The 22,524-nt window shown below is 52.8% G+C and carries 21 protein-coding genes; 10 read left to right on the plus strand and 11 right to left on the minus strand.

Going from position 1 to position 22,524, the window contains the following annotated elements; translation table 11 throughout:
* Position 1 precedes the first annotated feature (1 nt).
* A complete protein-coding gene (locus CBE72_RS17845; RefSeq protein ID WP_100145470.1) occupies positions 2-985 on the minus strand; it encodes a DmsE family decaheme c-type cytochrome in 984 nt (327 codons plus the stop codon).
* 429 nt (positions 986-1,414) lie between these two features.
* On the opposite strand from CBE72_RS17845, the gene CBE72_RS17850 reads away from it, so the two are divergent.
* The 3 genes from CBE72_RS17850 to glnS all read left to right on the plus strand — a co-directional run bounded on the left by CBE72_RS17850 (position 1,415) and on the right by glnS (position 5,775).
* Positions 1,415-1,654 carry a FeoA family protein gene (locus tag CBE72_RS17850; RefSeq protein WP_039033911.1) on the plus strand — a complete coding sequence of 80 codons (240 nt, stop codon included), beginning with the start codon at positions 1,415-1,417 and terminating at the stop codon, positions 1,652-1,654.
* Complete coding sequence (gene feoB, locus CBE72_RS17855) at positions 1,647-3,941, plus strand: Fe(2+) transporter permease subunit FeoB (protein ID WP_100145472.1); 2,295 nt, start codon at positions 1,647-1,649, stop codon at positions 3,939-3,941. Before CBE72_RS17850 ends, feoB begins: the two co-directional genes overlap by 8 nt.
* A 163-nt stretch (positions 3,942-4,104) precedes the next feature.
* The gene (glnS, locus tag CBE72_RS17860) at positions 4,105-5,775 is read left to right on the plus strand and encodes a glutamine--tRNA ligase (protein WP_100145474.1); all 1,671 of its coding nucleotides are present in this window, start codon (positions 4,105-4,107) and stop codon (positions 5,773-5,775) included.
* Positions 5,776-5,835: 60 nt separating this feature from the next.
* Here the strand turns inward: glnS and CBE72_RS17865 are convergent, their stop codons facing one another.
* Positions 5,836-6,432, minus strand: coding sequence for a Yip1 family protein (locus CBE72_RS17865; protein WP_100145476.1), 597 nt, complete (start codon positions 6,430-6,432; stop codon positions 5,836-5,838).
* Between the two features lie 187 nt (positions 6,433-6,619).
* Here CBE72_RS17865 and miaE point away from each other — a divergent pair, with 187 nt between their 5' ends.
* Entirely contained in the window at positions 6,620-7,384 is a 765-nt protein-coding gene (miaE, locus tag CBE72_RS17870; protein ID WP_100145478.1) for a tRNA isopentenyl-2-thiomethyl-A-37 hydroxylase MiaE, read from the plus strand.
* Positions 7,385-7,537: 153 nt separating this feature from the next.
* Here the strand turns inward: miaE and CBE72_RS17875 are convergent, their stop codons facing one another.
* Positions 7,538-8,275 (minus strand): UDP-2,3-diacylglucosamine diphosphatase, encoded by a 738-nt coding sequence (locus CBE72_RS17875; protein ID WP_100145480.1) that lies wholly within the window; start codon positions 8,273-8,275, stop codon positions 7,538-7,540.
* A 10-nt stretch (positions 8,276-8,285) separates the two neighbouring features.
* Entirely contained in the window at positions 8,286-8,780 is a 495-nt protein-coding gene (locus CBE72_RS17880; protein WP_100145482.1) for a peptidylprolyl isomerase, read from the minus strand.
* 144 nt (positions 8,781-8,924) lie between these two features.
* On the opposite strand from CBE72_RS17880, the gene cysS reads away from it, so the two are divergent.
* Entirely contained in the window at positions 8,925-10,304 is a 1,380-nt protein-coding gene (cysS, locus tag CBE72_RS17885; RefSeq protein WP_100145484.1) for a cysteine--tRNA ligase, read from the plus strand.
* A 164-nt stretch (positions 10,305-10,468) separates the two neighbouring features.
* Here cysS and fabV read toward each other — a convergent pair whose 3' ends face one another.
* From fabV to pspF, 7 genes are all read right to left on the minus strand, one after another.
* A complete protein-coding gene (gene fabV, locus CBE72_RS17890) occupies positions 10,469-11,671 on the minus strand; it encodes an enoyl-ACP reductase FabV (RefSeq protein WP_100145486.1) in 1,203 nt (400 codons plus the stop codon).
* Between the two features lie 116 nt (positions 11,672-11,787).
* A complete protein-coding gene (locus CBE72_RS17895; protein WP_100145488.1) occupies positions 11,788-12,573 on the minus strand; it encodes a peptide ABC transporter ATP-binding protein in 786 nt (261 codons plus the stop codon).
* Positions 12,554-13,561, minus strand: a complete 1,008-nt coding sequence (locus CBE72_RS17900; RefSeq protein WP_100145490.1) for a peptide ABC transporter ATP-binding protein — start codon at positions 13,559-13,561, stop codon at positions 12,554-12,556. Before CBE72_RS17900 ends, CBE72_RS17895 begins: the two co-directional genes overlap by 20 nt.
* Before the next feature lie 2 nt (positions 13,562-13,563).
* On the minus strand, positions 13,564-14,454 hold the full coding sequence (locus tag CBE72_RS17905; protein ID WP_100145492.1) for an ABC transporter permease subunit: 891 nt from the start codon (positions 14,452-14,454) through the stop codon (positions 13,564-13,566).
* Positions 14,441-15,472, minus strand: a complete 1,032-nt coding sequence (locus tag CBE72_RS17910) for an ABC transporter permease (protein WP_100145810.1) — start codon at positions 15,470-15,472, stop codon at positions 14,441-14,443. The genes CBE72_RS17905 and CBE72_RS17910 overlap by 14 nt, the downstream gene beginning before the upstream one ends.
* Positions 15,472-17,076: an ABC transporter substrate-binding protein gene (locus CBE72_RS17915; protein ID WP_229671960.1), complete on the minus strand. Its 1,605-nt coding sequence runs from the start codon at positions 17,074-17,076 to the stop codon at positions 15,472-15,474. The genes CBE72_RS17910 and CBE72_RS17915 overlap by 1 nt, the downstream gene beginning before the upstream one ends.
* Before the next feature lie 226 nt (positions 17,077-17,302).
* On the minus strand, positions 17,303-18,385 hold the full coding sequence (gene pspF / locus CBE72_RS17920) for a phage shock protein operon transcriptional activator (protein ID WP_100145496.1): 1,083 nt from the start codon (positions 18,383-18,385) through the stop codon (positions 17,303-17,305).
* A 179-nt stretch (positions 18,386-18,564) separates the two neighbouring features.
* Between pspF and pspA the strand changes: the two genes are divergently transcribed.
* From pspA to CBE72_RS17945, 5 genes are read left to right on the plus strand one after another with little or no spacing between them, the layout of a single operon-like run.
* Positions 18,565-19,248: a phage shock protein PspA gene (gene pspA, locus CBE72_RS17925; RefSeq protein ID WP_039033897.1), complete on the plus strand. Its 684-nt coding sequence runs from the start codon at positions 18,565-18,567 to the stop codon at positions 19,246-19,248.
* A 20-nt stretch (positions 19,249-19,268) separates the two neighbouring features.
* Positions 19,269-19,502 (plus strand): envelope stress response membrane protein PspB, encoded by a 234-nt coding sequence (pspB, locus tag CBE72_RS17930; protein WP_025011223.1) that lies wholly within the window; start codon positions 19,269-19,271, stop codon positions 19,500-19,502.
* Positions 19,495-19,884 (plus strand): envelope stress response membrane protein PspC, encoded by a 390-nt coding sequence (pspC, locus tag CBE72_RS17935; protein ID WP_100145498.1) that lies wholly within the window; start codon positions 19,495-19,497, stop codon positions 19,882-19,884. The genes pspB and pspC overlap by 8 nt, the downstream gene beginning before the upstream one ends.
* 54 nt (positions 19,885-19,938) lie before the next feature.
* A complete protein-coding gene (locus tag CBE72_RS17940; RefSeq protein ID WP_100145500.1) occupies positions 19,939-21,375 on the plus strand; it encodes a YcjX family GTP-binding protein in 1,437 nt (478 codons plus the stop codon).
* 3 nt (positions 21,376-21,378) lie between these two features.
* Positions 21,379-22,512: a TIGR01620 family protein gene (locus CBE72_RS17945; RefSeq protein WP_100145502.1), complete on the plus strand. Its 1,134-nt coding sequence runs from the start codon at positions 21,379-21,381 to the stop codon at positions 22,510-22,512.
* Positions 22,513-22,524: the final 12 nt, after the last annotated feature.

Here is a 22,524-nt window from a genome sequence, read left to right on the forward strand (position 1 = left end):
CTTATCGCTGCAAGAGTTTGCCGGATGGATGGTTGGAACCATGCACCTGGGTGTGGCAGTTCAGGCAGGAGTTGCCGGCGTTATAGGCGTTGGGCATCAAGCCGGTTTGCTCATTGGCCGGGAAGTAGGCTCTGGCTGCATGGCCATCGGAGGCATGGCACTGCTGACACAATTGAGGTGGTTTGGCCAGCAACATGGCTTCGTTGACGCTGCCATGAGGGTTGTGACAGCTGGCGCAGTTATCTGTAACCGGGGCGTGTTCCCACAGCTTGGGTCCGCGCTTTTCGGCGTGGCAGCTGTAACAGTTTTCGTTGACCGTCATCTGTTTCAAGCTGGCGTCGCCCAGACTGCCGTGAGGATTGTGGCAGTCGCTGCAAACCATCTGCTCTGTGCGTATCGGGTGAGCGGAGCGCTTATGAATGTCGGCACGTTGCTCTGAGTGACAGCTGCTGCAAACGGCGACTTCGGTTTCACGGCTCTGGATGGGATCCTGGCCTGTGTGTACCTGGTGACAACTGGCACAGGCAACTCCGGCGGTGTCGTGATGGCTGGCACTCCAGCCCAGGCGCTGTTCATCCTGATGACAACTGAGGCAGACGCTGTTCTGCTTGTCGGCCGGTACCGGCGAGTCGGCACCGAAGGTAATCATCGGCTCTTTGCCACCGCGGTTGTGTTTTCCCATGGGACCGTGGCAGGCTTCGCATTGCAGATCGGCCATCGGAGACTGAGAGAGATTAGGGTTGCCGTGGACACCATCAAAAAGCGCCATCACCTTCTGATTCTTTTTGTGACACATCAGGCAGCTGTCGGCGCCCTTGGGGGAGTATTTGCCTTCGGCAAACTTGGCATCCAGAGTGGCTTCAACTTCGGCCGGATCCTGGTTGTCCCAAGGGGTGGCTTCGGCCACAAATGCTAACAAAAACAATAAGGGGAGAGCACAACCCAACCTCCAAAGGTTTGGTCTACTCGAGTTATCCATTTTCATCATTCCATCCTGAGCACAGTCTATGCCGACTTATAGTTATATGTATCTTTCAGTAATTTATTAAATTACTAATGAATAAGAATAGAGCAAAAAAATGACAAGATGCTAACTTTTTGATGACATGCGGGGAGAAAAAGACTGATTTAAAATAGAAAACCTATAAATTGTGATCTTTACCTCATTTTGAGTGGATTGCCCCCCGGCGGTACAATCGATGTACCGGATTTAAAAACAGTGACTTTGAACACCTTTATTTGCGGCCAAACGGTTTATTCGCGCGAACTTTTGTCCCATAATACCCAACACAATTGAAAACTATTATCGTTACCAGTTGAAAAGCTTGATCCAGATAAAGTTATTATTTGACGGTTTCAGGTAGAATCGGAACATTACCCGCATGTTTACATGCCGTTTTCTGTGGTAGAGGCAATGAAGTTAAGTGAATTGAAACCCGGTGATCGCGCCATGATTTCCGAAGTGGGTCACCTGGATCTGCCCGCAGTGGTTAAGCGCAAGCTCCTGTCCATGGGGATCACCCCAAATACCCGTTTTTCTTTGATCCGCAGGGCCCCTATGGGATCTGGCCTTGAGCTGGATATTCGTGGCAGCAAGTTGTGCATGCGTCAAGACCTGGCACAGATTATAGAGGTGGAAAAGGCCAATGACTAAGCAGTTTCATTGCGTCACTGTCGGCAACCCTAATGCCGGTAAGTCGACATTATTCAATGCCCTGACAGGTGCCAATCAACAGGTGGGCAATTGGTCCGGGGTGACAGTCGAAAAGAAGACCGGCCATTTTTCGCTTAACGGCGATGACGTATTTCTAACCGATTTACCCGGCATTTATGATCTGCTTCCCGCCGGTAGCAATTGCGATTGCTCGCTAGATGAGCAGATTGCTCAGCAGTATCTGGCCAACCAGAAAGTAGATGGCATTATCAACCTGGTGGACGCCACCAATATCGAGCGTCACTTGTACCTGACGGTACAACTACGCGAGCTGGGTATTCCCATGGTTGTGGTGCTCAACAAAATGGATGCGGCGGTCAAGCGCGGCATTCGAGTCGATATTCAAGCCATGAGCCGTGAGCTGGGTTGCCCTGTGATAGGAGTGACTTCTAGAGAAGCCAAGGATGTCGAGCGGGTCAAGGAGCAAGTGATAGCGCTGCTGGAAGGGCGGGTTTCCGAGTCGCCTTTGATGCTGCAGTATGATGCCACCATTGAAACCGGCGTGGCAGCGATTATGAGCAGTGACGCTCAACTGAGTCGTGGCCGTGCCTTGGCCATGTTGGCCAATGGTCTGGGCTGTGGTTCTTGCCAGAACAACTCACTCGATGAACAAGTCTCCAGAGTGACAGATAAACTGGCACTTGAGGGCAAAGACATAGAGATCATGGTCGCCACCACTCGATTTGACTTTGTTGAGTGCGTTTACAAGGGCTCGGTCAATGCCGATGGCCAACTGACGCTGAGTGATAAGCTCGATAAATTGGTATTGCATCCTGTGCTGGGTATCCCGGTATTTTTACTGGTGATGTACCTGATGTTCATGTTTGCCATCAACGTGGGCAGTGCCTTTATCGACTTCTTCGATATCAGTGTCGGCGCGCTGTTTGTTGATCACTTCGGAGCTTGGTTGGCTAACATAGGCGCTCCAGCCTGGTTGGTGACTCTGCTGGCCGGTGGTATAGGTCAGGGGATCCAGACGGTATCGACCTTTATTCCGGTTATCGCGGCGCTGTTTTTGGCTTTGTCTGTACTGGAAGGCTCTGGCTATATGGCCCGAGCCGCCTTTGTGGTTGACGGTTTGATGCGTCGCATCGGCCTGCCCGGCAAGGCCTTTGTGCCCATGATTGTCGGTTTCGGCTGCTCAGTGCCTGCCATCATGGCGACCCGCACACTGGGCAGTGAGCGTGAACGTATCGTCACAGGTATGATGGCGCCCTTTATGTCCTGCGGTGCCAGACTACCGGTATATGCCTTGTTTGCGGCGGCTTTTTTTCCTGATTCAGGTCAGAACCTAGTATTCGGTCTCTATCTCATCGGGATTGTTGCGGCGATAGGCACAGGCCTACTGCTGCGCAAGACCTTGTTGCCAGGAAACAGCAGTGCCGTGGTGATGGAACTGCCAAGCTATGAAATGCCCAAACTTAAAGCGGTGGCTTCCCGCACAGGTAAGCGCACCAAGAGCTTTATTCTCGGCGCCGGCAAGACCATTGTTGTGGTAGTAACACTGCTCAACTTTATCAATGCCATAGGGGTTGATGGTAGTTTTGGCCATGAAGACAGCCAGGAGTCGCTGCTCAGTGTCGCCAGTCAGAAGATCACCCCGGTGTTTTCGCCCATGGGGATAGAGGAAGATAACTGGCCGGCTACGGTTGGGATAGTGACAGGGATCTTCGCCAAAGAAGCGGTTGTTGGCACACTCAATAGCCTGTATAGCACAACCTCCAGTGGTGATGGCGAGCTTACGCCTTTGATGGACAGCTTCTCCGAGGCGCTGGCGACCATTCCAGCTAACCTGTTCGGCATAGTGATGGAAGATCCGCTTAAGTTGTCTGTGGGTCATGTTGAAGATAAAAACCTGGCTGCCGAAGAACAGGGGGTTGATAAGTCTACATTCGGTGCGCTGCAGGCAGGATTCAGCGGACAATTGGCGGCCTTCTCCTATCTGTTGTTTATTCTGCTCTATACCCCTTGCGTGGCCGCTATGGGTGCACTGGTGAATGAGTTTGGCAGTCGTTGGGCTACCTTTGCCGCTACCTGGACCTTTGCTCTGGCTTACGGTAGCGCCACTGTGGTCTACCAAGGCGCGACTTTTGCCGAGCATCCATTGCAGTCCAGCGCCTGGATAAGCTTCTTTGTCCTCGCCCTGATTGGTTTCTATATGTGGCTGAAGCGCAAAGGCCGCAAGACCCAGGAGATTATTCCAGGCATTAAGATAGTGACCGAGTAAGGTTGCAGATAAAAAAGCAGCTCTTGTGGCTGCTTTTTTGATCATGGCGCCGGGTTTGACGAAGTGCGCCGCAGTTTTTATTCTAGAAGGATTGTAACCGGGCATGATCTGTAGGATCATGCCTCTTTTCGTTAGACAGCCATTGTTCGCAAAGAGGAATTTCATGAGTCATGTGGACACCGAAGTACGTCCAAGTAACTTCATTCGCAATATCATAGATGAAGATTTGGCGAGCGGTAAGCACACCAATGTGCACACCCGTTTCCCACCGGAGCCTAATGGCTTCCTGCACATAGGCCACGCTAAGTCTATCTGCTTGAATTTCGGTATTGCCAGGGACTATCAGGGCCAGTGCAACCTGCGCTTTGACGATACCAACCCGGAAAAAGAAAACATTGACTATGTAAATTCCATTAAAGCGGACGTGCAATGGCTGGGCTTCCAGTGGGCCGGTGATATTCATTACTCGTCAGACTACTTTGATAGCCTCTACGGTTATGCCGTTGAGTTGATCAAAAAAGGTCTGGCTTATGTGTGTTTTCTCAATGGCGAGCAGACGCGCGAGTATCGTGGCACTCTGAAAGAGCCCGGCAAGAATAGCCCTTATCGTGATACCAGCGTTGAAGAAAACCTGGCGCTGTTTGAAAAGATGCGCGCCGGTGAGTTTAAAGAAGGCGAGTGTTCACTGCGGGCCAAGATAGACATGGCATCACCTTTCATGTGTATGCGCGACCCGGTGATCTACCGGATCAAGTTCGCTCATCACCATCAGACGGGTGATAAGTGGTGCATCTATCCCATGTACGACTTTACCCATTGTATCTCTGATGCGCTGGAAAATATCACTCACAGCCTTTGTACGCTGGAGTTCCAGGATAACCGTCGCCTCTATGACTGGGTACTGGATAATCTGGATGATTTCAAGATCCCCAACCGTACCCGTCAGTATGAGTTTTCACGCCTGAATCTGGAATATACCCTGATGTCCAAGCGTAAGCTCAACGAGCTGGTGGTACGTCAGTTGGTCAATGGCTGGGATGATCCTCGCATGCCGACTATCGCCGGTCTGCGCCGCCGCGGTTACACCCCGGCCTCCATCCGAGAGTTCTGTGATCGCATCGGCGTGACCAAACAGGATAACCTGGTGGAAGTGGGTATGCTCGAAGCCTGCATTCGCGAAGAGCTCAACGACAATGCCCCGAGAGCCATGGCGGTTATTGACCCGGTTAAGGTGATCATTGAGAACTATCCAGAAGGGCAGTTGGAGCATGTCAGTGCGCCGGTGCATCCCAACAAGGAAGAGCTGGGTAATCGTGAGCTGGCCTTTGGCCGTGAACTTTATATCGATGCGGCCGACTTCCGTGAAGAAGCTAACAAGCACTACAAGCGTCTGGTGATGGGCAAAGAGGTGCGTTTGCGCAACGCCTATGTGATCAAAGCCGAGCGTTGCGACAAGGATGCCGACGGTAAGGTCACCACCATTTACTGCAGTTATGACCCTGAGACTCTGGGTAAAAACCCTGCCGATGGCCGCAAAGTCAAGGGCGTGATCCACTGGGTCGAAGCCACCAGCGCTGTGCCTGCCGAGTTCCGTCTCTATGATCGCCTGTTTGTCGATGCCAATCCGGCCGCGGCAGAAACTGTGGATGAAGTGCTGAACCCGGAATCTTTGGTGGTTAAGCATGGTCTGGTTGAAGCCGGTTTGGTACAAGCTGAGGCCGAGAAGGCTTATCAGTTTGAGCGTGAAGGTTACTTCTGCGCTGACAGCAAGGACTCAAGCCCAGATAAGCTGGTATTTAACCGCACAGTGGCATTAAGAGATTCATTCGCTTAATGCTTCGAGGATACAGATAGAAAAGGCGCTCATTGAGCGCCTTTTTCATGTCAGCGCTTACTATTGCAGTATTGGGCCGAGTCCCATGCTCCAGAGGATCACGCTGCCGGCCATCAGAGCGACCAGGAGTACTAAACCTGCAGTCACCACAGAGCTGGCATAGATAAAGCCTTTTTCCTCGGGAATGTTCATTATGATAGGGACCCCGGTATACAGCAGGTATACCGAGTAGCTAAGACCTATCAGGCCTATCACCATAATAAACCAGAGTTCAGGGTAAAGCGCCGCCAGTCCCACCATAAACAGTGGGGTGGCAGTGTAGGAAGCCAGTTCCAGGCACTGGGTAAAGTCCGGATGGGCATCAAAAGTTTGTCCCATCCAATAGGCTAGGTAGGCGAGGGCGAACACACCGAAAACCAGGCCGCAATACATGCCGGCGCACATGATGAAGCCGCTTTGAGCCGTTAGAAACAAGGGTTCTCCGGCACCAGGATTCCAGCCGATATGCACAGCGGCGATATAACTGCAGATAGAAGGGATGAGCGCAATGAGTAGCAGGTGACTGAGACAACTTTTCAATGCCTCATGGTTTTGTTCTATGGTTTGCCATTCCTGTTTAGGATGGGTATACAATCCCATTAAGTGATTCAATACCATTATAATTATCCTTATTCCGCTTTGACTTTTGCTCGCCAAACTGCAGACGAGCGTTTTACCGCTCTGCGTTTATTTATTGAACAAAAACAGCGGGGCGTCAAGTTTGCGCTCCGAGAGGTTGTGGGCATAGCATTGGCTTGCTGGTAGACTTGGCGGCCTTGAAAACTCTTGTGGAAGCTTGACCTCAATGCAGCAGTTACTCGCCCCTGTAAAAGAATTCCTGGCCTGTGAAACCCCTGACAGCTGGATAGCAGCTGCCAAAGAGGAGCATAGACTGGCCGAATTGCTGATAGATCACTGTAATTGTGAGCTTAAGGCGGCACAGACGGCAATGTTTTTGGTACGCAAGTATGCGGTGGACAAGCAAAGTGGCGAGCAGTTGCTAACCTGGGCCAAGCCCTACGAAGAGTTTGTTTATCACAACGACAGGGATATGGCGGCTTTTCTGGCCAGAGAGGTGAAGAAGAACGAGTTGCTTGGTGAGTTGACACCCAGGGCGGGGTTCCCCCATGGCTTTGAGCTCATCGCCAAGATGATCCGCCTTATCAAAGAGGAGTTCCACCACTTTGAACAGGTGCTGGAGCTGATGTTGGCGCGCAATATCCCATACAGCAACATCCGCGCCGGTCGTTATGCCAAGGGGATGATGAAGCATGTTCGCACCCATGAGCCTGCGACTCTGATAGATAAACTCATAGTGGGCGCCTTTATCGAGGCTCGCTCCTGTGAACGTTTTGCCAAGCTGGCGCCTTGGCTCGATGATGAGCTTAAACGTTTCTATATTTCACTGCTGCGTTCTGAAGCGCGCCACTATCAGGATTATCTTTCATTGGCCGAGGCGATTGCCGGCGAGGATATCAGCGCCAGAGTGGCTTATTTTGCCAAGGTGGAAGCCGAGCTTATTCTAGCGCCGGATGATGAATTCAGGTTTCACAGCGGCGCGCCGCTTTAAGCTACTCGATGTTGCGCCAATACTAGGTAAATGCAGATGCCGACAGTGTCGGCAACTGCTGGATTGGGAGGGTTTTATCGGTTATCAGGGCTGGTCAGATTCAATACGGGCCGACACAGCCAAACAGATAAAACCCGAACCGAATAAGCTCAGTTACAGCCGGGTCTGCGGGCTTTTCTCTATGAAAGGCAGGCTAGTCAGTGCTACGTTATCGGCGCTGATACTCAAGACACTTCCCTGCTCATACCAGTCTCCCACCACCAAGCGCTGCTTATTTCCCGCTAATTGATGGATATCCGGTCTATGGGTGTGACCGTGGATCATCAACTCGGCGTCCGTACTGGCAAACAGTTCATCAACCGCACTTGGCTCAACATCCATTATCTCAATGCTTTTCAGCTGATTCTGCATCTGGCTGTTTTGCCTGAGCTTGGCGGCAATATTGCTGCGGGTCTTTTTCGGCAGATGGCGATATATCCAGCGGGGTAATGCCATATTGCGAAACCGCCGAAAACGCTGGTAGGCCTTGTCCAGGGTGCAGAGGCTGTCGCCATGCAGCAGCACTGTCTTGTGGCCATAGAGATCCAGTCGATACACCTCAGGCAGTAAGGTTATCCCCGCTTTGGCGGCGTATTCTTTCCCCAACATAAAGTCGCGGTTGCCGTGGATAAAGTACACCGGCAGGCTGCGGCTGACTTCATAGAGACGCTCGGCCAGCGCCAGGGCAAAGGGCTCGGCCAGATCATCACTGACCCAAACCTCAAACAGATCCCCCAAAATATAGAGGGCGTCGACCTGTTCAAGACCGGTATCGAGGAAGTGATAGAAGGCGTTGAGAATATCTTGGCGATCGGCACTGAGGTGCAGATCGCCGATAAAGAGAGTGCGCATTCAGAAGTTGTCAGTCAGCTATGGTCACTTTCTCGATGATCACGGCTTCCAGAGGCACATCCTGGTGCATCCCGCGGTTGCCAGTGCTTACGCCTTTGATGGCATTAACCACGTCCATACCTTCTACCACTTCACCGAATACACAGTAACCCCAGCCTTGGATTGACTCGTTTTTGAAATCCAGGAAGGTGTTGTCGTTGACGTTGATAAAGAACTGCGCGGTGGCGGAGTGAGGATCGGAAGTGCGGGCCATGGCTATGGTACCTGTCTTGTTTGACAGGCCATTGTTGGCTTCGTTACGCACAGGGGCATTGGTAGGTTTTTGTGACATCTGCTCGGTAAAGCCGCCACCCTGAACCATAAAGCCATCGATAACGCGGTGGAAGATAGTGCCATCATAGAAGCCTTCTTGAGCGTACTTGATGAAGTTCGCCACAGTCAGAGGGGCTTTTTCACTATCCAGCGCCAGTTTGATGTCGCCGTGGTTGGTGTGCAATGTAATCATGATTAGATCCTCAGGATAAATTTTGTTGGCGGATTCTAACTTATCCGACTCCGGCTATAAAGGGCAGTATTCAAGAGCTTGTGGCAATGCTAAACTGCCAGATTCGTTTTACCCACTAATCCTATATTGTTGAAGAGAAAGTCGATGTTGAAGATATACAACAGTCTGAGCCGCCAAAAAGAGGAATTTAAACCGATTAACCCAGGTAAAGTGGGTATGTATGTGTGTGGTGTCACCATATACGACTTGTGTCATATCGGTCATGGCCGGACCTTTGTTTCCTTTGACATGATAGTACGCTACCTGCGTTACGCAGGTTACCAGGTTAACTTCCTGCGCAATATCACTGACGTGGATGACAAAATCATCAAGCGCGCCAATGAAAATGGCGAGAGCTGCGATAGCCTTACCGAGCGTCTCATCGGCCAGATGCACCAAGACTTTGATGCCCTGAACATGCTGCGCCCCGATATGGAGCCAAGGGCGACTCTGCATATTGCCGAGATTATCGAAATGGTGGAGGCGCTGATTGCCCGTGGTCACGCCTATGTGGCCGATGATGGCGATGTGCTGTTCAGCGTCGCTTCTTTCCCTGAATACGGCAAACTTTCCGGGCAGAACCTGGAGCAGTTGCAGGCCGGTGCCCGGGTCGAGGTGGACGAGCACAAGCGCGATCCCATGGACTTTGTGCTGTGGAAGATGTCCAAGCCCGGTGAACCTACCTGGGATTCACCTTGGGGCCCGGGTCGCCCCGGTTGGCACATTGAGTGCTCTGCCATGAACAGCAAACACCTGGGATTGCATTTCGATATCCATGGCGGCGGCAGCGATCTGCAGTTCCCGCATCATGAAAATGAAATCGCCCAGTCTTGCTGCGCTCATGACACGCCTTATGTTAACTACTGGATGCATACCGGCATGGTGATGGTCGACAAAGAGAAGATGTCCAAGTCGCTGGGTAACTTCTTCACCATTCGCGATGTGTTGGCGCATTATGATGCCGAAACAGTGCGTTACTTCCTGTTGTCCGGCCACTACCGCAGTCAACTGAACTATTCGGAAGACAACCTCAAACAGGCCAGAGCCGCGCTTGAGCGAATTTACACAGCGCTCAAAGACCTTGACCTGAGTGTTACAGCCGCGCCTGCCGAAGAGTATGTTGAGCGCTTCAAGGCGGCGATGGATGATGACTTCAATACTCCCGAAGCCTACTCTGTGCTGTTTGAGATGGTGCGTGAAATCAACCGCCTCAAGGGCGTGGATATGGCGGCCGCCTCGGCCCTTGGCGTGTCACTGAAACAACTGGCCGATGTTTTGGGAATTGTCAGCTCTACACCTGAAGCCTTCTTCAAAGGTGAGGGCAGCGATGATGAGGTGGCTGAGATCGAAGCGCTTATTGCCGAGCGCAACCGTGCCCGCGCCGAGAAGGATTGGGCGGCGGCTGACGTTGCTCGCGACAGACTGAATGAGCTGGGTGTGGTGCTGGAAGATGGCCCACAGGGTACCAGTTGGCGCAAGAAGTAATTCTGCAACAGAGCACGGTTTAACATATGACGCGTTGCTCTGGGAGTTAAATACCAATAAAAACGCCGCGATTAAGCGGCGTTTTTATTGAGTCAATGCTTTGAACGCCAGGTTTAAATGCTGCGGCTTGGATGCAGCAGCACTTGGTGTTCGGCAAAGCTTGCTTAGAGCTCCATCACATCAAATTCGACGGCTGGATTAACATCGGTTTCGTAGTCTATGCCTTCGATACCAAAGCCAAACAGCTTGAGGAATTCGGCCTTGTACTCACGGTAGTCGGTCAGCTCACTGAGGTTTTCTGTGGTGATTTGTGGCCAGAGATCGCGGCAATGCTGCTGGATATCTTCTCTCAGCTCCCAATCGTCCAGGCGCAGGCGGTTGGCATCATCTACTTCTGGTTTACTGCCATCTGCCTTGTAAAGGCGCTCACTGAACATACGGTAAATCTGTTCCATGCAGCCTTCATGCAGGCCTTCTTCGCGCATCTTCTTGAATACCATGGCGATATACAGTGGCATTACCGGAATAGCCGAGCTGGCCTGAGTGATCACACTCTTGAGCACAGCGACATTGGCACTGCCACCCTTGGCGGCCAGTCTTTGGTTCAGTTCGCCGGCGGCGCGGTCGAGATCCATCTTGGCTTTACCCAAAGCACCATGCCAGTAGATAGGCCAGGTCAGCTCTGTACCTATATAGCTGTAAGCAACTGTCTTGCAGCCATCGGCCAGCACACCTGCCTTGTCGAGGGCATCTACCCACAGTTCCCAATCCTGACCACCCATCACAGTCACAGTGTCGTTGATTTCCTGCTCTGTCGCCGGTTCAACCGAGGCTTCAATGATGGTGTCTTTGTTGGTGTCTACCGCTGTAGAGCGATATGACTCGCCGATAGGCTTGAGGGCAGAGCGGATCACTTCGCCGCTGTCAGGCAGTTTACGCACGGGTGAGGCCAGTGAATAAACTATCATGTCTATCTGGCCCAGATCGGCCTTGATCAGCTCAATCACCTTGGCTTTGGCTTCATGGCTGAAGGCATCACAGTTGATGCTCTTGGAATACAGGCCTTCAGCCTTGGCAAACTTGTCAAACGCCGCCGAGTTGTACCAACCGGCTGTGCCTGGTTTGGTCTCAGTGCCGGGCTTTTCAAAAAAGACCCCGATAGTGGCAGCGTCGGAACCAAAGGCGGCGGCAATACGGGAGGAGAGACCATAACCACTGGAAGAACCTACCACCAGTACTTTCTTGGGGCCGTTGGCTATCTTGCCTTTGGCTTTGGTGGTGTTGATCTGTTCCAGCACGTTGGCTTCACAGCCCAGAGGATGAGTAGTGGTACAAATGAAACCACGAATTTTAGGTTTAATAATCATGTCTTAGCTTCTTCTTCCGAAAACTGTCATTAGGATAAGTATTTCAACTTGAATTGGTACTGATTTTTTCAAAAAGCCTGCCAACAGGGTAGTGGTTGGAGCAGTTTGACTCATTCTCAACGCTTGCGGGTCAATTGTGCCTGCTCTTGCAGCAACCTTTGGGTGTATTCATGCTGCGGATCATTAAACAGGGTCTCGGTAGCGGCCTTTTCCACCATCACCCCCTTGTGTAGCACCATGATCTTGTCGCTGACATGACGAATAACATTGAGATTGTGGGACACAAATATATAGGAAAGTCCCATCTCTTTTTGCAGCTTGAGCAGCAGGTTGAGGATCTGGGCTCGCACCGAGAGATCCAGGGCCGTCAGGGCTTCATCGGCGATAATGATCCTCGGGTTGAGCATTAAGGCCCGAGCCACAGCTACCCGCTGCTTCTGTCCTTCGGAAATCATATGAGGGTAAAACTCCACATGTTCCGGCAGCAAGCCGACTTTACGCAAAGTCTCAACCACCTGCTCGCTGCGGGCATGGGCCGACAGCCGGGTATTGAACCTCAGCGGCTCATTGAGCAGCTCCCCTATGGTCAGCCTTGGGTTGAGTGAGGTGTTGGGATCCTGGAATATCATCCGGATAAGTCTGCAGCGCTGTTTCAGATCATGGCTGTCGAGTGGCTCGCCATTGAACAGTATTTGTCCGCCGCTGCGGCATTCGGCACCGACCAAAATACGGGCCAGAGTGCTCTTGCCCGAACCGGCTTCACCGGCAATGGCCAGCGTTTCACCGCTGTTAAGCTCAAACGAGATGGGCGCCAAGGCCTCTGTATATTGGCGGCGAAAGCCCTTGTAACCGCTGAAATAGCGTTTGCTCAGGTCTGTGACTTTAAGCAAGGGAGTCGTCATCAATAGGCTCACTCTGGTAGGGGAAATGGCAGGCGTAATATCTGTCTTTATGATGGCTCAGCTGAGGTTGCACCACACATTGTTTACGGGCTTCCGGGCAGCGAGGCCCCAGGCGACAGCCTATCGGCAGATGTTGCAGCGCCGGCACCGAGCCCGGAAGGGTCGGCATCAATGTTTTGTGGGCGGCCGGATTAGAATAGTCCGGCATGTTGTCCAGCATCGCCTTGGTATAGGGATGATAAGGCTGTTCAAGCAATTCAGTGGTGGGGCCGGACTCCATCACCTGACCGCTGTAGAGCACCGTCAGCCGGTTACACCAGTTCGACAGTGTGTCCAGCTCGTGACTGATCAGCAAGATGGCGACGTTCTGCAGCTGATTGAGCTGGGTCAATAGGCGGAATATCTGCGCCTGGGTGCTGGGTTCCATCGAAGCCGTGGGTTCATCGGCGATCAGCAGCTTGGGACGGTTGGCCAGTGCCATGGCGATCATCACTTTTTGGCATTCGCCTTCGGAGAGCTCCCAAGCATAGCTGGCCAGTACACGCCGCGGCTCTTTGACGCCCACCTTGTGCAACCATTTTTGTGCTGTAAGACGTCGTTCTTTACTGCGGCGCCAGAACGGGACTTGCTTGTTTAGCGGCATGGCTTCGATCAACTGACTGCCCACGGTCAGCGCCGGGTCGAAACTGCCGGAGGGGTCCTGAAATATCATCGACATATCAGAGCCCATCAGACTACGGCGTTCTGCATGGGTCATTTCCATCAGGTTACGGCCATCCCACATCATGCGATCGGCGGTGACAGTCCAGTTGGGGCCGGGAATTCCGAGAATGGCCCGCGCCATAAGAGAACGGCCCGAGCCGGATTCACCGACCAGACCATGGATTTCACCGGCATTGACAGTCAGGCTAACTTTTTCCAACGCCTTGACTCGCCCTTGGGGCGTGTCTAACTCTATGGTGAGATTTCGTATATCGAGTAACGGCATAATCAGTTTCTGATGGGCGCAAGCGCCGATCTCAGTCCATCGCCGACCAGGTTGACGGCCAACACACTCAGTAGGATAGCGGCTCCCGGAATAGTCACAGTCCAGGGGGCGGTCAGCAGGTTATCCAGCCCCTGAAAAACCATGGCGCCCCATTCAGATTTGGGCGCCTGAGCGCCGAGATTGAGAAATCCCAATGCGGCAATATCCAAAATGGCCGCAGATATTGCCAGCGTGGTTTGAATAATCACAGTTTCCCAGACATTAGGCATAATCACAAACCAGAATATTTGCAGACCATTGGCGCCATCCAACTTGGCGGCGGTGACATATTCTTTCTGCAACTCTTCATGCACGGCCTGATGTATGGCGCGCACAAACTGAGGCGTGAGTGCGATACCCACGGCCCAGAATACGTTCATCAGCCCGGGGCCCATTACCGCCACCACCAAGATGGCCATCAAGAGTGATGGAATCGACAGTAAGGCATCGAGCAGGTGCCCGAGGATACTCGACTTGAGGCCGCGCATCATCCCTGAGATTGAACCGATAATAAAACCGACCAAGAGCGCGGTGGCGACAATCGCCAGTGCCATGCCGAAGGTATAGCGTGCACCATGCAATAGGCGGGAAAAAATATCCCGGCCAAGATCATCAGTGCCGAGAAAGTGCTCAACCGTGCCGAGGTCGTCCCAAGAAGGGGGCAATAGTAGGGCATTCGGATCCTGGAAATTGGTTGGATAAGGGGCAATCATCGGCCCGAACAGCGTCAGCAATAGCAGGCAGAGTACGCCCCAAAGCCCGGCAAGCGCAAAGGGGTTGGCGGCAAAGGTACGCCAAAGCTTGAGGCTGGGAGACGGGATGTTGTCTTCCTGGTAAGTTTTAATTTGAGGCATAGAGTTCCTTCCTGCTGATAGGGTTGCTGGCCGTGTGCAGCACTTCAATCAGTATGCTCAGAAAGATAATCAGCAGCGCCACCGCCAGCGTACCGCCCTGGATCACAGTGTAATCCCGTTGGTAGATGCCAGATACCAGCCAGGACCCCAGACCTGGCCAGCTGAAGATCACTTCCACCACTATGCCATAGCTGGCAAAGGGCCCCAACATTAATCCCAGGTGTTTGAGCAAGGGGATCAAGGCGTTGGGCAGGGCATGACGCAATACAATTTTGCTGGTTGGCAAGCCTCTGGCTTCGGCGGCGCGGATATAGGTCTGGTTCATCACATTCATCATCGCCGAGCGGGTAATGCGAACTACCACGGTAAAGGGCAGTATAGAAAGTGTCAGCGCCGGTAGAATGATATGCAGAGCGGCATCCTTAAAGGCAGATAAGCGATATTGTGAATCTGACAGCAGGGTATCTATCAGCATAAAGCCGGTCACGGGCTTGATTTCATAGAGCAGGTTTATCTGCCCGGATATCGGCAGCCAACCCAGCCTGACGCCGAACCAGAGAGACAGTGACAGCCCGAGCCAGAATACCGGAATTGAATATCCTGTCAGTGTCATGGCCATAATGGCGTTTTGGGTCAGCTTTTGCTTACTCAACGAGGCCAGCACCCCCAGCGGTACCCCTAGAATGATGGCGAACAAACCGGATACAGTGGCCAGTTCGAAAGACGCCGGCAATACTGCCAGCAGCTCTTCCATTACCGGTTTTTGAGAGGTTACCGAAATACCCAGATCGCCGCTGAGCCTCTGGGTCAAATAACCCATAAACTGGGCCAAAGAGCCGCCATCGAGATGATAATCGGCAATGATTTGCGCCTCTTGGGCATCACTCGGTGCCTGGATCCCGGTCAGGGCGTAGATACGGTCGACCGGAAACAAACTGGTGGCATAGAAGAGCACACCAATCAGCAACAAAGAGGTGGCGACAAAGAGGTTTAGTCTGCGCAATAGGTAAGCAGCCATCATTCTTGCTCCTTGGCGGGTGGCGTTGGGGCATCAACAGCCGCTTTATTGCTGTGGCCTATGTTGGCAAAGGCGATACCGCCGAAAGGCGTCAGGCTGGTTTCGGTCACGCTGGCATTTTTCAGCGCCATACGTTTGGCATGGGCCAGACTCACCAACGGCATATCCTGTGCCAAAATCGCCTCGGCCTGGTGGTACAGCAAACTGCGGCTTTCTCTGTCTGTCACGCTTCTGGCTTGGTTGAGCAGGGCGTCAAACTTGGGGTTACACCAGCGGGAACGGTTGTTGTTGGAGGCGATGGAACCACAACTGAGCAAGGGGGTGAAGAAGTTATCCGGATCGCTGTTGTCGGCGTTCCAGCCGATAAGCACAGAGTCATAGTCACTGCGCGCCAGTTTTTGAGTGAACACACTCCAATCGTAGTTGACGATATTGACCTTGACACCTATGGTCGCTAAATCGGCCTGGATCAGCTCGGCGGTCTTTAGCGCATTGGGGTTGTATATTCGTGCCACGGGCATAGCCCAGATATCCAGTTCCAATTTATCTATACCGGCTTCATCCAGCAGCGCCCTGGCTTTATCAGGAGCATATTCATAGCTCTTGGCCGAGTCGGAATAGGCCCAGGAGGAGGGGGGTAAAATCCCCGTTGCCTCGATGGCCGTATCCTGATAAACCGCTCTGAGCAGATTTTGTTTGTCGATGGCGTAGGCCAGCGCCCGTCTGACCCTGACATCATTAAACGGCGGTTTTTGGGTGTTGAAGGCCCAATAGGCCACGTTCATTCCCGGGCGGCTCTCCAAAACCAGGTTGTCATGCTGTTCAATAACCGGTAACTCACCGGCCTTGGGCAAGGCCGAGACGCTGCAATCACCGGTGATCAGCTTGGCCAGACGGGTGGTGCTTCGCGGTGTGATATCGAACACCAGCATTTCAGACTGCGGCATATTGCCCCAGTAACCGGGGTGGCGCCGATAGCGGATATATTCATTCTTAACGTATTGCACCAGCATGAAGGGGCCTGTTCCTACCGGCTGGTTGTCTAACTGTTGTGGGCTGCCTTTGGCGAGAAGCTGATCGGCATACTCTTTGGAGAGGATCACCGCAAAGTCGGTGGCCAAGTTGGACAGGAATGAGGCATCGGGCTGGGTGAGTTCAAACCTGACTCGGTATTCGCTCAGTTTACTGATGGATTTTATCAGCCCGGCAAGGTCTATGCTTTGGAAGAAGGGATAACCATCCTGAGCTACCTCATGGAAAGGGTGCTGTTTGTCTATGATGCGATTGAAGCTGAACAGCACATCATCCGCATTGAAATGCCGACTGGGGTGAAAGTAGGGCAGATCGTGAAACTGGGTGCCTTGGCGCAGCTCAAACTCATAACTGAGGCCGTCTTCACTTATTTGCCACTCGGTTGCCAGTGCCGGGATGATATCGCCGCTCTCAGGATCATAATCCACCAGACGACTGTAAATCTGGTGCGAGGTGGCATCGATAGTGGTTCCCGAGGTCACCAGCTGCGGGTTAAACGACTCGGGATTGCCCTCGGAGCAGTATACCAGGCCGGACGGCACTTTCTGTTGACCACAGCCGCCAAGCAGCATTGTCAGAGCCAGGCCGGTCAGTATGCTTCCGGTCAGCGTCAGGCGCCGGCATGAGCGGAATAAACGCCCAGTGGCAAGGCTTCCGTAGAGCTTGCTCCTGGAGACTTGCGCCATTGCATCAGAGACTCGCCCGGGGCGTAACGTCAGCAGATTCATTGCAAAATCGTTAGTTATTCAGATGTTGACCGAACATTTTAGCAGTGCAGCCGTTACCTGGGCAATCGGCTTATGCCTTATCGAGCAAATTGTATTTTTTCAGTATGCCTCTGAGCTGATGGTAGCTAAGTCCCAGTAGTTCGGCGGTTTTCTTTTGATTGAACTGGCTGGCACTGAGCGCACGTTGAATCAGGTCGGTCTCGAAGTCTTCACAGCACTGTTTGAAGTCCACCGGGAACTGTATCTGGTTTGCCGAAGGTTCCGGACTATCGTTTGTCGGTGCGGCGGCACTGCCGGCAAGGACTTGATTGTCAACTTCTTCAGCAGTCGCTAACTGGCGATTATGAGTCTTGACCCGCTTGGTGGGTCGGTAGGGCGAGGCAAAAGGGTCGAGCACTATGTTCTCAATCGGTTCGGGGTTATGACCATGGCGATAGACGCTGCGCTCTATGGCATTTTTAAGCTCCCGAATATTACCCGGCCAGTTGTGATCCATCATGGTCGCCACGGCTGCGGCGGCAAAACCGGTAAACAGCTCCAGCTTGAGCTGACGCGCCATCCCCACGGCAAAGTATTCGGCCAATGGCAGAATATCTTCCCGGCGGCAGCGCAGCGGCGGCAGGGTGATCACATCAAACGCCAAACGGTCGAGCAGATCGGCTCGAAACTCGCCAGCTTCCGCCAGACTGGGTAAGTCTTCATTGGCGGCGCAGATTAGGCGGACATCGGCATTGAGGGTCTTGCTGCCGCCCACCCTTTCATATTCACCATATTCAATGACCCGCAGCAGCTTCTCCTGAATGAGGCCGGACGTATTGGCCAGTTCATCGAGAAACAGGGTGCCGCCGTCGGCGCGCTCGAAGCGGCCTTCATGACGCCCCTTGGCGCCGGTAAATGCGCCGGACTCATGGCCAAACAGTTCACTTTCCAGTAGATTTTCACTTAGAGAGGAACAATTGAGTTTGATAAAACTCTGATCCCAGCGCTGGGAAAGATAGTGCAGACGTTCGGCTATCAGCTCTTTACCCGTCCCCCGCTCGCCTATGATAAGCACAGGTTTGGACAGAGGTGCGATTTGGGAAACGTGCTCCAACACCTCCAACAGGGCATTGGATTGACCGATAAGGTTGTCTTGTTGATAGGGATTGGCCACGATAACAGTTAGTCTTAAACGCTAATAATTGGTGAAAATCATAATATGCGGGTAGGTTAAATAAATAAAGTAAAAGTTAAGTTTTATATTATATCATTGATAATGTTGATAAATTAAAAGTTGGCACGGGATCTGTATTACAAGAACCGAGACCCACAATAAATGTAGAGGACAGGATTATGGGAATTTTCACACGTTTTGCCGACATCATTAATGCCAACATCAGTGCCTTGCTGGACAAGGCGGAAGATCCGGAAAAAATGGTGCGCCTGATCATTCAGGAAATGGAAGATACCCTGGTTGAAGTACGTTCTACTTCGGCTAAAGTATTGGCAGAGAAGAAAGAGTTGCTCCGCCGTATTGGCAAAGTGCAGCTTCAGGTGCAGGATTGGCAGGAAAAGGCCGAGCTGGCACTGACCAAAGACAGGGAAGATCTGGCCAAGGCCGCGTTGGTTGAAAAGCAAAAAGCCGCAGCGCTGGCGCAAACTTTGGAGCAAGAGCTCGAGGTAGTTGAAGAGCATATCGCCCGCCTGAAAGAGGAAGTGGGTCAACTGCAGGAAAAGCTGGCCGATGCCAAGGCTCGCCAGAAGACCATCATAATGCGCAAGCAAACCGCTTCTTCACGCCTGGAAGTGAAAAAGCAGCTGGATTCCAGCAAAATCGACAATGCCATGCTCAAGTTTGAACAGTATGAGCGTCGCATCGAAGGGCTGGAGGCTGAAGTTGAGTCCTATGATCTGGGTGGCAAGAAGTCCAGTCTGGAAGAGGAATTTGCGGCACTCAAGGCCGAAGATTCTGTCAGCGCCGAGCTGGAAGCCTTGAAGGCCAAGGTGAAGGGCGATAGCGCCAAAACCAAAAAATAATACAGACTCAGAGGTGATTTATGGATATGGACTTACTGCTGGCACCCCTGATTATCTTCATGATCTTTGTGGCGCCAATCTGGTTGATTCTGCATTACCGCAGTAAACGTCAGGTGAGCCAGGGGCTTACCGAGGCAGAGTTCAAACAGCTTAACGACTTGATAGACACAGCTGACAAGATGGGCCAAAGGATTGAAACACTGGAAGCCATCCTGGATGCCGAGTCCCCGGAATGGAGGCAACGTCATGACTGAATCAGGCAAGCGTACTCTTTACCGCATTCCCCAGCAAAGGAAGATAGCCGGGGTCTGTGCCGGGGTAGCCGAGTACTTTAATCTGGAACCTTGGTTGGTTCGGGTCGCTACAGTTTCAATCCTTTTACTCGGTGGCTATGGAATGGTGATTATCACCTATCTGCTGCTGTGGATGATACTGGATGTCAAACCTTGGACAGCCAAAGACACCCATAAGGACATTGGGGTCAAGAAAAAGGTCTGGCAAGCCGGGGAGCCCGCCGGGCAAGCGCTCAGAGATGTAAGCAATCGCTTTCAATCGCTGGAGCATAGGCTCAGGGCACTCGAACAACATGTCACCTCTGAGCAATTCGAGTTGAAAAGACAGTTCAACAACCTATAAATCCTTGTTCAAGGGGCGGTGCTTACCGCCCCGTTTGTTTGTATCAGGAGAATTATGGCAAGCGTCAGGCAAGAGTTCGGCAAACTCAAACACAAAACTCGTGAGTTGGCACAGCGCACCACAGACAGGCATCTTAGGTTGGCGGTTACCGGCCTTTCCGGCGCCGGCAAGACGGCCTTCATTACCGCGCTGGTGGATAGACTGTTGCGCGCAGGCACCGAGCCTGATGGCAGGGGCTTACCCCTATTTCAGGTGTGCCGCGACGGACGGTTACTCGGGGTAAGGCGGGAGCTGCAGCCGGATTTGACCATAGCCAGTTTTGATTTTGATGCGGCGATTGCCAGTTTGACCGCGGCTAGGCCCTGTTGGCCGGCATCGACCCGCAGCATCAGTGAGCTGCGGCTGACGCTCAAATATGTGCCTACCAAAGGGATGTTGGCAAAATTGGCCGACAGCGCCAAGCTGCATCTGGACATAGTCGATTATCCCGGGGAGTGGTTGCTGGATTTGCCCATGTTGAGCCAGGACTTTAACCGCTGGTCTGAAACCCGCTTTGCCCGGCAATCAACCCTGGAATCCTCGCCTCTTTACCCTAAATTTGCTGCGGCGCTGGCGACGCTGGATTTGTACGCCGATGCCGACGATCAGGCGCTGGCCGCCATTGCCGAAAGTTATCGGTTACTACTGCTGGATCTGGTGCATCAACAGGGGTTTTATCAGGCACAGCCGGGGAGAATGTTGCTGCCCGGAGAGCTGGCCGGTACGCCACTTTTGGCCTTTTTTCCCCTGTTACCTGAGCAACTCAAAGACAAGCAGCAACTGGCATCGGCCGGACGTCGCAGTAATTATCAGGTGCTCAGGCACAGATATCAGCAATATCTGGCCAAGGTGGTCAAGCCCTTCTACCAGGAGTATTTTGCCGGTTTCGATCGTCAGTTAATTCTGGTGGATTGTTTCAGCGCCCTTAATCGTGGCAAGGCGCAGTTTGAAGATATGGCCGAAGCTCTCAATGCCATCAGCGCCAGCTTCCAGTATGGGCAGTCCAATTTGCTGCGACGTTTGTTTGCTCCCCGAATAGATACTCTGCTGTTTGCCGCCAGTAAAGTCGATCAGGTGACCCGGGATCAGCAGGGCAATGTGTTGTCACTGCTCAGCGCCATGTTGGCACCCAGTCGGCAGCAGGCCGGATTTGCCGGCAGTCGGGTGGAAACCATGGCTATCAGCGCCATCAAGGCGACTCGTCACGGTATGGTCAAAGATGCCGATGGCGTGGAGGTGGAAGTGGTCTGTGGCCGGCGCATGAGCGATGGTCAGAAGGTGACCCTGTATCCGGGCGAGGTGCCAAGAGCCTTGCCTGAAAAAGCGTTCTGGCAAAGGCAGGGATTTCATTTCTGTGAGTTTGCGCCGCCCGACAGCCAACCTGAACAAGGCTATGAACATATCCGGCTCGATCATCTGCTGGAGTTTCTTTTGGGCGACAAGTTGAGGTAAGTCGTGGCAAAACACAGTTCAGAAAAGCATGTTGATAATGCTGCCGGCAACGGCAGTCACGCTGATGAGGCGCTAACCACAGAGTTGGCGCCGCAAAGAATTTTCAGTCATCAGCCGGAATCCGCCGCCGAATTGGCCGCGGCCAAGGATTTCCAAGGCGATGGTTTTGTTGAATACCCCACAGAAGCCGAACTGGAACAAGTGCTGAGTGCACAGCCCAAGGCGGATCAACTCATCTCCCTCAAGCCCAAACGCTGGTCTTGGTTGGCGCGTTTGGCCTTGTTGGGCGTGATGGCGGCGGTCGTGGTGCAGACACTGCTCGGTCTTGTCGATGCCTGGCGCGACAGCCCTTGGCTGTTTGGTTTTTACAGCCTGGTGCTTGCTTTGGTGCTGGCCTGGGTAGGCAAGCTTTGTTTCGGGGAATGGCGCAAACTCAAACGCCTGCGCCAGGTGGAAGATACCCAGCAAACCGGGCAACGCCTGCTCGGCAGTATGCAGATGGGCGAAGCGCGCGATTTTATCTATGGTATTTGCAAGCAGATGCCCAAGGGGCCGGAACAGGACAGGCTGCAGTCGCTGCTGAATCCGGAGCAGAATGACGCCGAGCAGTTGCAGCTGTTTGATCAGGTAGTGCTGACCGAGCGTGACAAGGTTGGTATGAAGCTGGTGCGCCGTTATGCGGCCGAATCGGCCCTATTGTTGGCGGCCAGCCCGCTGGCGGTACTGGATATGGCGCTGATCCTCTGGCGTAATCAGAAGATGATCCAGGATATCGCCCGCTGTTATGGGGTAGAGCTGGGTTATTGGAGCCGTATTCGGCTGATCCGCGGGATCCTGGTTAATATTCTCTATGCCGGCACCACAGAGCTTGCCACCGACTTGGGCACCCAATTGCTGTCGGTAGAGATGTCCGGCAAGCTTTCGGCGCGGCTCGGTCAGGGACTGGGGGGCGGTTTGTTGACGGCGAGACTTGGCTATCAGGCGATGGCGCTTTGTCGGCCGCTGGCATTTTCCAGTGCCAGCAAGCCCAAACTGTCGCGGATCCACAAAGAACTCCTGTTGGAGCTGAAGGATTTTTCCGCTTCTGTGCTGGTGAGGAAATCAGAGCGTAACAAAGATTTTACAACCAAGGAGTAATGATTTTTGCTT

Source organism: Shewanella carassii (assembly GCF_002777975.1).
Classification (GTDB): Bacteria; Pseudomonadota; Gammaproteobacteria; order Enterobacterales; family Shewanellaceae; genus Shewanella; species Shewanella carassii.